Annotated in this window: 14 protein-coding genes; 11 read left to right on the top strand and 3 right to left on the bottom strand. The window is 55.9% G+C overall.

Translation table 11 applies throughout. The features are described 5' to 3' along the window. Positions 1 to 183 precede the first annotated feature (183 nt). Entirely contained in the window at positions 184 to 732 is a 549-nt protein-coding gene (gene infC, locus PSR63_RS16015) for a translation initiation factor IF-3 (RefSeq protein WP_338000676.1), read from the top strand. A gap of 184 nt (positions 733 to 916) precedes the next feature. Beyond that, entirely contained in the window at positions 917 to 1,762 is an 846-nt protein-coding gene (locus tag PSR63_RS16010) for a glycosyltransferase (protein WP_274326683.1), read from the top strand. Between the two features lie 24 nt (positions 1,763 to 1,786). Here the strand turns inward: PSR63_RS16010 and PSR63_RS16005 are convergent, their stop codons facing one another. Both PSR63_RS16005 and PSR63_RS16000 read right to left on the bottom strand, forming a co-directional pair. Continuing rightward, entirely contained in the window at positions 1,787 to 3,127 is a 1,341-nt protein-coding gene (locus tag PSR63_RS16005) for a glycosyltransferase family 4 protein (protein ID WP_274326682.1), read from the bottom strand. A gap of 7 nt (positions 3,128 to 3,134) precedes the next feature. Beyond that, positions 3,135 to 3,668, bottom strand: a complete 534-nt coding sequence (locus PSR63_RS16000; protein WP_274326681.1) for a hypothetical protein — start codon at positions 3,666 to 3,668, stop codon at positions 3,135 to 3,137. A gap of 288 nt (positions 3,669 to 3,956) precedes the next feature. On the opposite strand from PSR63_RS16000, the gene rpmI reads away from it, so the two are divergent. The 5 genes from rpmI (at position 3,957) to PSR63_RS15975 (ending at position 9,459) form a co-directional block, all read left to right on the top strand. After that, entirely contained in the window at positions 3,957 to 4,163 is a 207-nt protein-coding gene (gene rpmI, locus PSR63_RS15995; protein WP_105353331.1) for a 50S ribosomal protein L35, read from the top strand. Positions 4,164 to 4,295: 132 nt separating this feature from the next. Beyond that, positions 4,296 to 4,652 carry a 50S ribosomal protein L20 gene (gene rplT, locus PSR63_RS15990; protein ID WP_274326680.1) on the top strand — a complete coding sequence of 119 codons (357 nt, stop codon included), beginning with the start codon at positions 4,296 to 4,298 and terminating at the stop codon, positions 4,650 to 4,652. A gap of 107 nt (positions 4,653 to 4,759) precedes the next feature. Next, positions 4,760 to 5,791: a phenylalanine--tRNA ligase subunit alpha gene (gene pheS, locus PSR63_RS15985; RefSeq protein WP_274334199.1), complete on the top strand. Its 1,032-nt coding sequence runs from the start codon at positions 4,760 to 4,762 to the stop codon at positions 5,789 to 5,791. Between the two features lie 75 nt (positions 5,792 to 5,866). Then, positions 5,867 to 7,882, top strand: coding sequence for a phenylalanine--tRNA ligase subunit beta (gene pheT / locus PSR63_RS15980; RefSeq protein WP_274326679.1), 2,016 nt, complete (start codon positions 5,867 to 5,869; stop codon positions 7,880 to 7,882). A gap of 56 nt (positions 7,883 to 7,938) precedes the next feature. After that, positions 7,939 to 9,459 (top strand): carboxypeptidase M32, encoded by a 1,521-nt coding sequence (locus tag PSR63_RS15975; protein WP_274326678.1) that lies wholly within the window; start codon positions 7,939 to 7,941, stop codon positions 9,457 to 9,459. A gap of 24 nt (positions 9,460 to 9,483) precedes the next feature. Here the strand turns inward: PSR63_RS15975 and PSR63_RS15970 are convergent, their stop codons facing one another. After that, positions 9,484 to 9,750, bottom strand: coding sequence for a hypothetical protein (locus PSR63_RS15970; RefSeq protein ID WP_274326677.1), 267 nt, complete (start codon positions 9,748 to 9,750; stop codon positions 9,484 to 9,486). An 81-nt stretch (positions 9,751 to 9,831) separates the two neighbouring features. Between PSR63_RS15970 and bshB1 the strand changes: the two genes are divergently transcribed. From bshB1 to xerC, 4 genes are all read left to right on the top strand, one after another. Continuing rightward, positions 9,832 to 10,536 (top strand): bacillithiol biosynthesis deacetylase BshB1, encoded by a 705-nt coding sequence (gene bshB1, locus PSR63_RS15965; RefSeq protein WP_274326676.1) that lies wholly within the window; start codon positions 9,832 to 9,834, stop codon positions 10,534 to 10,536. A gap of 190 nt (positions 10,537 to 10,726) precedes the next feature. Next, positions 10,727 to 11,647: a hypothetical protein gene (locus tag PSR63_RS15960; protein WP_274326675.1), complete on the top strand. Its 921-nt coding sequence runs from the start codon at positions 10,727 to 10,729 to the stop codon at positions 11,645 to 11,647. Between the two features lie 49 nt (positions 11,648 to 11,696). Further along, positions 11,697 to 12,002: a hypothetical protein gene (locus PSR63_RS15955; protein WP_274326674.1), complete on the top strand. Its 306-nt coding sequence runs from the start codon at positions 11,697 to 11,699 to the stop codon at positions 12,000 to 12,002. Positions 12,003 to 12,017: 15 nt separating this feature from the next. Next, the gene (xerC, locus tag PSR63_RS15950) at positions 12,018 to 12,956 is read left to right on the top strand and encodes a tyrosine recombinase XerC (protein ID WP_274326673.1); all 939 of its coding nucleotides are present in this window, start codon (positions 12,018 to 12,020) and stop codon (positions 12,954 to 12,956) included. Position 12,957 lies beyond the last annotated feature (1 nt).

Raw genomic sequence — 12,957 nt, 5'->3', positions numbered from 1 at the left:
AGGGAACATGAACAGCCATTACCACCCGGAAAGGTGGCAAAATTCGCCGATTCCTATTTTCGTGCGTTAACGTGGCGGTAAGTTGACGATAGAATGTTTTCACTGTGGTACGATTTTACGGGTTGGCCACGAAGTCGATATGTTTTCTCTACCCGTTTCCTAGCCTAAAAAGGATCACTAGCCATCGCCCTGCGAAATACGTCTCGCGATCGAGACCGCGATCAAAATCGCGACCAGACTCGAATCAACGATCGCATTAGAATCTCGCCCATTCGAGTCATTTCTGCTGAAGGAGAACAGTTAGGCGTTCTGCCCACTGACGAAGCCTTGTCCATTGCTCGAGAAGCAGGACTGGATCTTGTCGAAGTTGCTCCTGGCGCTAAACCGCCGGTGTGCCGCATCATGGACTACGGCAAGTACAAGTACCAACAAAGCAAGAAGCAACATAAGAACCAGTCGCATCACACCAAGACGAAGGAAATTCGTCTGCGTCCTAAGACGGGCGACCACGATATCGAGTTCAAGGTCAAGCAAGCGATTAGCTTCTTGAAGCACAAAGACAAAGTCCAAGTCTCGATCCAGTTCAAGGGTCGCGAAATGGCTCACGTCGAAGAAGGTCATCGCGTCATGGCCCAAGTGATCGAACTTCTCTCGGAAGTTGGGAAGGTCGAATCACCACCGAAACAAATGGGACGCCGAATCATGGCGACCGTTTCTCCGAAAGCTGGCTAGCAGCAAACGTATCGACAAAGAGGCTAGTTCCCAAATGAAGTAGCCTCTTTTCATGCGCCGATGTTGTTTTGCTAGCACCCATCAAAATTCGCGAATGCTCTTGCTGAGTCGGTTTCCCCTCTGGTAGTGTTCCGCGTCGCTGTTGGCAAGGATGCCCCGCTGCGCCACCCCGGAAGGCAAACCCATGAAATCTTCGGTCATCATCACTACGCACAATCGGTCGTTTTATCTCGATAAGGTGCTGTACGGCTATCTGCATCAAGTCGTCAAGCCACACCAGGTTGTGATCGCGGACGACGGATCGACGGACGATACGCCTGAGATTGTTCAGAAGTATCAACAACAGGCCGACTTCCCAATCATTCATGCCTGGCAACCCTTTGGCGGAATGCCTCAGATCAGTAAGGCTCGCAACGCGGCAACGCGTGAATGCACCGGCGATTACCTGATCTACACAGACGGCGACTGTATTCCTGGACCGATGTTCGTTTCCGACCATCAGAAGCTGGCCAAGCCTGGCTTCTTCATGCAAGGTCGCCGGAACTTCCTGAATTACAAAGCGTTCGATACCTTCAAAGGCACCGAGAACACCTGGCAGCTCTTCAAGCATTGGCTCAATGGTGGACTCACCAAGCTTCACCTGTTGGTTCACATTCCCGGATTTGCCGTTCGCAGCCGTGGCATGAAAGGAATCCGGGCTTGCAACCTCGCCGCATGGCGATGCGACGTCGAGGCCATCAATGGCTGGAACGAAGAGTTCGTCGGCTTCTGGCGTGAAGACAGCGAGTTCGTTACGCGCCTGATGCGAACCGGCGTCAAGCGTCGCAACGCACGCTATTCGGCGATCGTGTTTCACATGGAGCACGAGAAATTCTTCAACCAGGAAGACTTCGACCGCAACAACGCTCTGTGGGAAAAGTCGAAGACAGGCCCGATTTACATTGAGAAGGGGATGATGCCACCGCCCCGCCTGCAGCCGATTACCTCGGAAAACACTGCCCCGACTACGTCTATCAGAAAGGCTGCGTAGCGCGAGACGTATCGCAGCTTCAGTTCAGCCGGACGAGCGAGCCAACATCGAACGATAGATTTCAATCGTTTCGGCCGCGGCGACATCGGCTCCGAATTTCGTACGGACCGTTTCCGACGCCGACGCACCCAGGGCTCGCAAGGCTTCTCGATTGGCGAGCACCTCCGACAGCTTTTCCGCCAAGGAGATTGGATCGTCAGGACGCACCAGGTGCCCACCTCCGGTCGCGGCGATCAACTCGGGAAATGCCCCATGATCGGGCTGTACCACCGGAACGCCTGCCGACCAGGCTTCCAGCACGAACAGCCCCTTCGGCTCGCGGTAGACCGTCGGCACCGATAGAACGTCGATCGATTGCAGAAAGTCCAGTTTGCCGGCTCGATCGACCGTTCCCAGGTACTCGCATCCACCGAAGTGTCCCGCATCTTTCAGCTTTGCGAACTGCTCATCGAGATAGGCCTGTTGCTGAGGACCAGCCCAACCAGCGATCTTCAACTGGGCGTCCTCCAAGCCGGGAATCTCTCGTAAGTGCATGAACGCATCGACCAACACGTGCAGGCCCTTCTCAGGAGCCATCCGCGCGAGATAGCCAATGGTGGGCGGGCGATCCGGATCGTGCTGCGGCCTGGGCTCGTCTGGGAAGTCACTCAAATCGATGCCCAGCGGCACCAGGTGGAACTTGTCGCGCGGAATGCCAAAGTACTCGGCCATGTAATCCGCATAGTAATGGCTGAAGACGATGAACCCGTCGATGTGCTCGACCAGCTTGCGGATCTGATCAAAGCACTGCGTTCGGTACGGCTCTGGAAGATCATCCATGAAGATGTCGTCCCCTTGCAGGGTCACCAGAATCGGACAGTCGACTTTTTCCTTCAGCAGCGGCGCCGTGCCGGCGATCATCATGTTGCTGAAGTTGATTACCTGCGGCTTCAGATGCTCGGAAACCCACTTCGCCAGACGCTGGGCTTCCTTTCGCTGGTTGCCCTCTTTCCCCTTGAGGACCGACAGAGTCAACGCGCCCAACTGCTTGGCGCTCGTCTCGATTCCGCGGGAGGTGGCCCAGCGGATGATCCACTCCTGGTCGAGCCAACGTGTCACCAGGTCAGGCAGAAACCGATACCCAGGCACGTTCTGTTCCATGTACACATTGATGCCGCCGTAGAAGAGCGTCTTCTCGCTGACGTCCTCTTCGTCGACGCGAATGGGCGTGTACATCGGCAGAAGATGCACATCGTGCCCCAGGTGATGCATGGCCCGGGCTACCGTGTTATCGCGCATGCAGCTCCCGCAAAACATGCCTGCCCCGCCAGCGGTCAGGTAGGCGATGGTGAGCGGATCGGAGTTGGAATCGTTCGCTTGATGCATCAGCTTGTTACAAATCGGAGGACTCGGCCAGTTCGGCCCTTGGAGTGGGCAGGAAAGTAACCGTTAGCCAGACGAGCCCCAAAACGGCAAAACCAATCAGTCCGGACACACGCAGCGGACCATCCTTGAACACCACCAAGCCGTTGAAGGCGATGAACAGGAAGAAGCCCACGATCCACTGTTCCCAGCGAGGGCTTCGCGCCGCGTAGCTTTGCGGTGCCATCCACCACCACAAAACATCCGCCACCCACAGCACGGCCATGAAGTGATTCACGTAGATCCCTCCACCAAACCGCACACCCAGCTTGTCGTACGTTTGCTGGGCGGTGTCCGCGTAGGCCTGGGCGTTGCTCCAATCGTGGTAATAATGCATGCCGGCGACGATATGGGCCAGAAAAAGTACGCACGCAACGGTCCAGAGCATCCGCTGCACTCCCACGTTGGTGGTCAGCCAGGGACGCACCATTCGCAGCACAATACTGGCCATCAAACCCAATAAGGCAAGGCGAATCGTCCAGGCAGTGATCTGGGGACCATCCATTAGGTAAGCAGGCCGCTTTCGAGGGAATCGTTGTGGGGTAATCCATATTTTAGGTAGGCCCGCACGGATATTCGACCTCGCATTGGCTGAAACGGGCCGAAAACCGTATCGGTAAAACCAATTGCGACAATAAGTTGCGTCAATAGCTTGTCTGGCAGGGGCGATTTTCAAAATCCTTCGCGTCCCCCTACCGCTTGCGGAGCGAAATCTCTAGAATATTGGGTTTCCATGTATCAGAAGAATGTCCACTAAAGGACATGACGTCCCAGATATTCATTGGGGAATGGCATCATGCCTAAGATGAAGACCCACAAGGGTACCAAGAAGCGCTTCCGCATCACCGGGAAGGGCAAGATCAAGCACCGTCAGTGCGGCACGAGCCACTTGGCTAACCGCATGAGCCACAAGCGGAAGCGAAACCTCCGCGGCACAACCGTTTTGGCCGAAGCCGAATCGGTGGCTCTGCGTGAAGCTTTGGGCAAGTACAGCTACTAGACACAACTCAGGCGGCACTTTGAACTGATTCACAGCGTGTGATCACCTCTCAAGTGTCATTTTTCAGTACACGGGCAACAAACATCCATTCTTAGCGAGTGGGGGCCCAGTGGACGAAAGTCAGGTAATACGATGAGAACTACTTACGGCAAGGCACGCCATAAGGCCAAGAAGCGTCTTTTTAAGAAGGCCAAGGGTAATCGCGGTGGACGTGGTAATCTGCTGCGTACCGTTAAGGAAACCCTGGTCCGTGCTGGCGTATATGCCTATCGCGACCGTAAGGTCCGCAAGCGTGAGTTCCGCAAGCTCTGGATCATCCGTCTCAACGCCGCCGCTCGCGAACGTGGCCTGCGTTACAGCGAATTCATCTACGGCCTGAAGAAGGCTGGTATCACCTTGGATCGAAAGGTTCTGTCGGAAATGGCAATCCACGATCCAGGTGCATTCGACGCCGTGGCGGAAGAAGTCAAGGCTGCCCTGGCTGCCTAAGTGCCTGCCCACCTTGGATGGGCAGCAACCAACACAGATGCAATAATACAAGCCGCCGAGGATGACTCGGCGGCTTGTTTCATGAACGCACTAAATTCACAGGCATCATGTCACTCAACGATTTCATCAAACAACTGGACGATCTGGTCGAAGCCGCGTCAACACGTTTCGAGCACGCCATCAACTCGGTCGATCAAGAGGTCTTGGAAGAGACTCGGATCGAGTACCTGGGCGCCAAGAGCGGCAAACTCAAAGAAGTTCAGAAGGGACTCGGCAAAGTCGCCAAGGAAGACAAGCCGGTCGCGGGCAAACGCTTCAACGAGGTGAAGACGCGTCTGGAAGAACTTTTCCAATCGGCTGCCGATGCCATTACCGGTGGCGGCGGAAAGAAAGGGAAAGTCGAAGCCCTGGACGTGACCCTTCCCGGCCGACGCCCTCGACTCGGTCATATCCATCCGATCACCCAAACGATTGATGAGCTTAAGGACATCATGGGTCGGCTCGGATTCTCCGCCGTCGAAGGCCCCGAAATCGAAGACGACTGGCACAACTTCGAGGCTCTCAACATTCCCCTGGAACACCCGGCACGCGATCCGCTGGACAACTTCTATTTGAATGTCGCCTCGACCGGTACCGGTGGCGGCAATCAGTTGATGCGGAGCCAGACGTCGACCGTTCAGATCCGCGTAATGGAAAACGAGAAGCCGCCGATTCGGATCGTCTCGCTGGGCCGCGTTTATCGTCCCGATGAAATCGATGCGACCCATTACGCAATGTTCCATCAGATCGAAGGGCTGCTGGTCGACACGAACGTCACGATGGCAGACCTCAAGTATGTGCTCCGGTTGTTCGCTTCGAGCTACCTTGGCCATGACGTCGAAATCCGCTTCCGCCCTTCGTTCTTCCCATTCACCGAACCGAGTGTGGAAGTCGATATGCGTTGGCAAGACACCTGGCTCGAGTTTGGCGGAGCCGGCATGGTCGATCCGAACGTGCTCAAGTCCGTCGGTTACGATCCCGAAGAAGTGACCGGGTTCGCGTTTGGCTTAGGCGTCGAGCGTCTTTGCATGCGACGTCACGGTATCAACGACATCCGCTATTTGTACGACAGCAATACGAAGTTCCTGGCCCAGTTCTAAATCTGGCCGGCGACACGTTTGCACGGAATCGCTACGAAACCTCGAACACACGACCCTGTAAAGAAAAACTTTGACATGCTCGTTTCCTGGGATTGGCTGAAGCAGTACCTCGATCTAGACGTTAGCGAAGCGGAAGTCTGCGATCGTTTGACCTTGGCGGGTTTGAATTTCGACGGCTCCTCGACGGTCGACAACGACCGCTGCCTGGACCTGGAAGTCACCAGCAACCGTCCCGATTGGCTCGGCCATATCGGGATCGCCCGCGAAGTCGGCGTGCTGTTCGACCTCGACCTGAAGGTCCCCAGCGCCGACATCTCGAAAGTTTCGACCGGGGGAGCTTGCTCTAAGATCGTTCAAATCGAAGACGAAGAGTTCTGTCCACGGTACATCGCCCGAAGCATCACCGGCGTGACCATTGGGGACAGCCCAGCCTGGATGGTCAATCGCCTGCGTACGATCGGTATTCCCACCATCAACAACGTGGTCGACGCCACCAACTACGTTCTCATGGAAATCGGTCAGCCGCTCCATGCGTTCGATATGGACAAGCTCACCGGAGACACCGTTCGCGTTCGCAAGGCCGAGCACGACGAGAAGTTCCTGGCGATCGATCATCGCGAGTACCTGTTGAGTACCGACGACTATGTAATCGCCGACAAGAATGGTGCCGTCGCTCTGGCCGGCGTAATGGGTGGCAAAGAGACGGAAGTTACCGAGATGACCTCCGACCTCTTAATCGAAGCGGCTCAATTCGCTGCTTTGCCGGTACGCACAACCTCGCGCCGGCTCAAACTGAAGAGTGACTCTTCGTATCGTTTTGAACGAGGGGTCGATCCTGAGATGATCGACTGGGCCAGCCGACGCTGCTGCGAACTGATCGTCGATACGGCTGGCGGCGAAGTGTGTGAAGGCCACGTCTATGCCGGGTCGCAGCCGAGTGCCCGTAAGTCGGTCACCTTGCGTCTGTCGCAGATCCCGCGAATCTTGGGTATTGATGTTTACCAGCCCGAAGTTCGCCGCATCCTGGAACGCCTGGGCAACGAAGTCACGCAGCAAAGCGAAAAGGCGATCACCGTGATTCCGGCCAGTTGGCGACGCGATATCGAACGCGAAGTCGACTTGGTCGAAGAAGTGGCTCGTATCCACGGCTACGACCAGATTCCCGAACACGCTGGTGTTTCCCTCAGTGCATCGCATCAAAGCGACTTGGATCGCGTGCGCAACAAGATTCGCATGGGCATGCTGGGGATGGGCTTTGATGAAACCCTGACCCGTAGCATCGTGAGTGACATCTGGTCCAAAGCTTTCCAAGGCTGGTCTCTCGCTGAGCCGCTGACGACCAGCATGCCGATGGTCAAAGGGGAAGATCGCCTTCGCGTGAGTTTGATCCCGAGCCTCTTGGGTGCACGTCGCAACAACGAGAAGTTCAGCTACACCCACATCGACTTGTATGAGATCGCCAAGGTTTACCTTCCCAAGCCCAAGGCGCTGCCGGACGAGCGTTACATGGTAGGTATCACCAGCGGACGTGACTTCTTCGAGCTGAAGGGAGTCATCGAAGGGCTGGTCGGAATGCTCAACCCGAACGTGAAGATCAACACGATTCCTTACACGGACCCGATCTTCGCCGAAGGGCAGGGGGCTCATCTGACGATCAACAGCACGACGCTCGGTTACATCGGAGTCGTGTGCGATAAGGCACGTAAGGCATTCGGCCTTCAGCAGCCAGCGACGGTCGCAGAACTCGACTTGGGTGCGTTGATGAAGTTGGCTGTCCTCATTCCACAGCATCAAGATTTCAGCACTCACCCGGCGATGAATCGCGATTTGAACTTGATCGTCGATGAAGACGTCAGCTGGTCGAAGCTGCAAGACATCAGTTACTCGGCCGGAGGCGATCTGGTGGAAGTCGTTACGTTCCAAGAGATCTTCCGCGATCCGAAGAAGGATGGCCCTGGCAAGAAGCGTGTCCTCTTTACGGTCACCCTTCAGGCCTACGACCGCACACTGACAGGCGAAGAAGCCGATGCGACCATCGCCCAGATTTTGGCGGCCTGCGACAAGGAAACCGGCGCGAAGTTGCTGGCCTAAGCCCTGCGTTAAAAACCCACGGCAAACCGATTTAATCTCTAGCCCAGGCAAAGACCATGGCGGATCATCAGCAAATCTTCGACCAACTGTGCGACCACTATCGCGAGACAGCCAAGCTCGAGAATATCAATTCGCTGCTGGGCTGGGATGAACGAGTCCTTTTGCCCGAGAATGCCGGCGAGTATCGTGCCGATCAGATCACGCTGCTTTCCGGAATCATTCACGACCGGAATACCGATCCCAAGATCGGAGCCTGGCTGGAAGAACTTCACGAATCTCCGCTGACCGAAGAGCCCAACAGCCCGGCCGAAGCGACGATTCGCCGTATCAAGAGCGACTACCTGAAACAGGTCAAGCTGCCCAAGCGACTGGTCGAGGAGTTCAGCCATGCCCGGATCATCGGTCAGCAGACTTGGGTGAAAGCGCGCTCGGAAAACAACTTCGGCACGTTCGAGCCAATCCTCGACAAGCTAATCAGCCTGAGCCGCGAAACGGCGGAAGCAATCGGCTACCAAGGCGAACAGTACGACGCTCTGCTCGACTTCTACGAACCGGAAGCCAAGACTTCCCAGGTACGCAGTGTGCTTGAGACCCTGAAGGATCAACTCGTTCCGCTGGTAGCCGAAATCAAGGACAGCGGGCGCAAGCCGAATATGGACATCCTGAAGCGGCACTACCCGATCGCCCAGCAGGAAGTCCTTGGCACGTCGGCGGCCTCGCAAATCGGATTTGACTTCTCGGCAGGCCGGCTCGATGTCACGCACCATCCGTTCTGCACGACGATCGGTCCCTACGACATTCGCATCACAACGCGTTACGACGAGAACTTCTTCCCCTCGGCCTTCTTCTCGACGCTACACGAAGCGGGCCACGGGTTGTACGAGCAAGGCCTGCCGAAAAAGTGGTTCGGCCTGCCACCTGGCAATGCGGCTTCGCTGGGGATTCACGAGTCGCAGTCACGACTATGGGAAAACATCGTCGGTCGCAGCTACGCTTTCTGGAGCCACTTCTATGGCGATGCCAAGAAGATGTTCCCGGAAGCCCTGGGCGATGTCCCGATCGGTGACTTCCACTTCGCCATCAACGAAGTTGCTCCGTCGTTGATTCGTGTGGAAGCGGACGAAGCGACTTACAACTTGCACATTATTATCCGCTTCGAACTGGAACAAGCACTTCTTTCTGGCGACCTCCAGGTGAAAGACTTGCCGGGAGCTTGGAACGAGAAGTACACCCAACAGCTCGGCATCACGCCTACCACTGATGCCGATGGCTGCCTGCAAGATGTCCATTGGAGCGCCGGCCTGATGGGCTACTTCCCCACCTACAGTCTGGGCAATATTTACTCAGCTCAGCTATTGGAACAAGCTCGCGAAGATCTGGGAGATCTGGACGGCATGTTTGCCGCCGGAGAATTCATGCCGCTGCTGGATTGGCTCCGAGAAAACGTCCATCAGCATGGCGAGTGCTACCCGGGTGCTGAATTGGTCGAACGCGTTTGTGGCGATCCCATCGATTCGACTCCGCTGATTCGCTACCTTCGTGCGAAACTTGGCCCGCTCTACGGCATCGAACACTAAACCGATCCGTTTCGCGAGAGCGAACTATCGGTAACCCAGGTTCCGTTCAATTTGTCGAGAACGGTCGGACAGCCCTGTGCCAGGGTCATCGGTTCGACCATTCTTCTTGGCGTAGGTGGCGGAGTCGACAAAGTCGTCTTCCTGATCTTCACTCGACTCCGATTTGTTGTCGGTGAAGTTATCGACGAGATGGGTATCCTGCTTTGATTGCTTCCCACCCCAGCCCCATGTGCGGCAACCAGGGACGATAGCAATAAGAGTCAGCATGACAACGAGTGTTCGGATGGTCATGGGTGCGAAATCAGCAGGGCCCTAAAAATGAAAATTTGTGCCGTGGTAAATACCTGATAACGAGTCATGGTTCCAGATCAAATGAAAACCCCCACACCGCTCGACATCCTGGTAATCGCCCCCCATCCTGACGACGCTGAACTGGGCATGGCAGGTGCGATTCTCAAATTCAAAGCGGAAGGCAAAAAGGTTGGCATCCTCGATCTGACCTCAGGCGAACCGACCCCCTATGGCAGCCTAGAAAAGAGAGCCGCCGAAACAACTGCCGCGACGGAGATTCTGGGAGTCGATTGGCGAGACAATCTAGGGCTTCCCAATCGCAGCCTGGAAGCAACGCTAGCAGCCCGCGAGAAGCTGGCTTCAGTCATCCGACAGCTCAGACCCAATTGGCTGTTTGCTCCTTACTGGGAAGATGCCCATCCCGATCACCTGGCCGCAACGCAGCTGGTTGATGCGGCACGTTTCTGGTCGAAGCTGAGTAAGACCGACATGCCCGGTGAGCCCTTTCACCCGCAGCGAATCTACAACTACTACTGCGTGCACTTGAAGATGACTCCCCAGCCGGCGTTCGTGCTCGACATCAGCGAGTACTGGGAGCAGAAGCTGGCTTCGATCCGCTGTTATCACAGCCAGTTCATCGAAGGGCGACCGACCGAGTACCCCACGTTTCTGGACAAGCTACATGACGAAGCCTCGTATTGGGGCAAGGTGATTGGCACTCGCTACGGAGAACCTTTCACGTCTCGAGAGCCGATTGGCATGCAAAGCATGAGCACGCTGGTGTAGCTTGAGCCATTCTGCCAGCATCGCTAGCGGCGTCAAACTTTCTCCAATTCGCGAAATCGGATCGATTCGCGTGAAGAGCACAGGCCCACCTCGTCGATGACAGACACATCGGACCATGCGCGGCGAAGGATTCGCGAAGCGCATGCAGCAAATCAGGGGGGCTACCTGAATTGCTACGATTGTCACACTCGTGCGTACCTGGTTCGCCATCGCCTGTTTGACTCTGCTATGCAGCGGCTGCGCCGCCATCCCCGAGGTGCGCGACAAGCCGATCTATCACAATCCATTTCCGCAGCTCGCTCGCGTCGCGATTGTCCCCTTCAACAATCAAAGCGACGTGCCCACGCTCGACATGGACGAAGTGACGCTGGCCTACTACGGCGAGCTTCAATCGATCCGTGGCTTTGAAGTCGTGCCGGTAGGTGTCGTCATGCGGGCGATGCAAGCAAGCAACAATAACGGTACCGACGTCGAACAATTACGTGCCCTCGGAAAAATGTTAGGTGCCGATGCCGTCGTCGTTGGTTCGGTGACCGACTACACGCCCTATTATCCGAAACGTTTGACTCTCGCGATCAATTGGTACTCGACCAATCCCGGATTCCATCCGATTCCGCCTGGCTATGGACTGCCATGGGGCACGGCCGGTGAAGAATTCATTCCCGAATCGCACGTCTGGGAAGCGGAGTTCGCGCTCGCTCGCGAACAACTTGCGACGCAGACGCCCGCGGAGCCAGATCTCGACGATCGCATTGAAAACCCCGAGAAAAACGAACAAATCGCGGTCGAAGGCCTCCCACCGAATTGGCCTGATCCAAGCGGGTTCATTCCCGATGCACCACGCACTCAACCACCTCCGATGCTGCAGCAAGATGGCCCGATCATCTCGCAGATTCGGAGCTATAGTGAAAATGACTCTAACCTCACAGAACGTGCCGAACAGTATTACTTTTTTCTGGACGATGCGCGTAATGGGGGTTGGCAGGGTTTTCTTGATCGTAGCAACGATTTCATTCGTTTCTGTTGCTACTCGCATATCACAGAAATGCTCTCTCTTCGTGGCGGTGCTGGTGAATCTCAACTGGCGATCCGGTGGGGCGAAAGCCGATAACCTTCTTTACCACGGATGAGTTTAGGAATTGTCTGGGAGGCTGCCACACGTGACGGAAGAGATCAACGTACTAGCACTGGTCAAGGGTGAAGAACGCTACGTCTTTCTATTCAGCGATCAGCGCAGGGCAGAAGCCCTTCGCACGCTGGGACGGTACGCGAGTAATCCGGAACTGAGTTTCACTTGGTACGATGCCGCTGTGCTCAGCCAAAAGATCCGCGCCCAAGCCGCCGATCAGGACGAACCGGTCGCCAGCGATGCCGCAGTCAAGCCGCGATTCGAGTTCCCCGCCAATGGGCCGATTGATATCGGGAGCCTCGATTCCGATCACCTCGACTTCGACGAGTTCAGCTAACGCGGAGCTATCACCTTGATTGATCGCGTCGCAAATTCCTCGATGCAGGGCTTGCGTAGTGTCATTGATAGCTACCTCCGCTATCTTCAGGTCGAACGAAATGCGTCCGACCTGACCATCAAGAGCTACGGCGAAGACCTCGACGCGTTGGCGGAATATCTCGAAGAGAGTTTCGCCTTGGAGCCTGCTCCCAGCGAAGTTACCACGCTTGATCTCCGCGGCTACGTTTCCGCCGTCTCCGAAGCAGGCTACTCCAGTAGCACGGTGGCCCGGCGATTGGCTTCGATGCGAAGCTTCTTCAAATTCGCCCAGCGGCAGCAGTTGGTTGAAAAGAATCCCGCCAAGCCGCTTCGCAATCCGCGAAAGAGCCAGAAACTTCCTCACTTCCTGAGCACCGACGAAATCGGCAAGCTCTTGAACGCTCCACCTCGATCTTCATCTGCTGGAATTCGTGACCGGGCAATGCTCGAAACCACCTACAGCGCGGGTCTGCGTGTGAGCGAACTGGTCGGCATCAACGAGAACGACCTCGATCTTCACGATGGCCTGGTACGTGTTCGCGGTAAAGGCCGTAAAGAGCGACTGGCTCCACTTGGGTCGTATGCACTGGTTGCCCTCGAAAAATGGCTCGACCTTCGCCAGCTCAGCCCGAAGAGTGAAAAGTTGAAAGAGCGTCCCGTCTTTCTCAACAAGTTCGGCAATCGCATCACCACGCGAAGCGTGGGACGGATGCTCGAGAAATACTTGAAAGAGGCAGGCCTCGATTTAAGGACCAGCCCTCATACATTGCGGCATAGCTTTGCCACGCATCTGCTGGATGCAGGTGCCGATATTCGCAGCGTGCAGGAACTTTTGGGACACAAAAGCCTGGTCACCACGCAGATCTATACGCACTTGAGTACGGCAACCCTGAAGGGCGTGTACGAACTCGCTCATCCGCGAGCCAAAGCCTAGA

This window comes from Bremerella sp. P1 (assembly GCF_028748185.1).
Classification (GTDB): domain Bacteria; phylum Planctomycetota; class Planctomycetia; order Pirellulales; family Pirellulaceae; genus Bremerella.
Note: the sequence above shows the minus strand (reverse complement) of the source record. Positions and strands in the feature narration are given on the sequence as shown.

Excerpts from the sequence above, each read along its gene's own strand:
- PSR63_RS16010 (WP_274326683.1), top strand. The coding sequence starts at position 917 with ATGAAATCTTCGGTCATCATCACTACGCACAATCGGTCGTTTTATCTC.
- PSR63_RS16005 (WP_274326682.1), bottom strand. The coding sequence starts at position 3,127 with ATGCATCAAGCGAACGATTCCAACTCCGATCCGCTCACCATCGCCTAC.
- PSR63_RS16000 (WP_274326681.1), bottom strand. The coding sequence starts at position 3,668 with ATGGATGGTCCCCAGATCACTGCCTGGACGATTCGCCTTGCCTTATTG.
- rplT (WP_274326680.1), top strand. The coding sequence starts at position 4,296 with ATGAGAACTACTTACGGCAAGGCACGCCATAAGGCCAAGAAGCGTCTT.
- pheS (WP_274334199.1), top strand. The coding sequence starts at position 4,760 with ATGTCACTCAACGATTTCATCAAACAACTGGACGATCTGGTCGAAGCC.
- pheT (WP_274326679.1), top strand. The coding sequence starts at position 5,867 with ATGCTCGTTTCCTGGGATTGGCTGAAGCAGTACCTCGATCTAGACGTT.
- PSR63_RS15975 (WP_274326678.1), top strand. The coding sequence starts at position 7,939 with ATGGCGGATCATCAGCAAATCTTCGACCAACTGTGCGACCACTATCGC.
- PSR63_RS15970 (WP_274326677.1), bottom strand. The coding sequence starts at position 9,750 with ATGACCATCCGAACACTCGTTGTCATGCTGACTCTTATTGCTATCGTC.
- bshB1 (WP_274326676.1), top strand. The coding sequence starts at position 9,832 with ATGAAAACCCCCACACCGCTCGACATCCTGGTAATCGCCCCCCATCCT.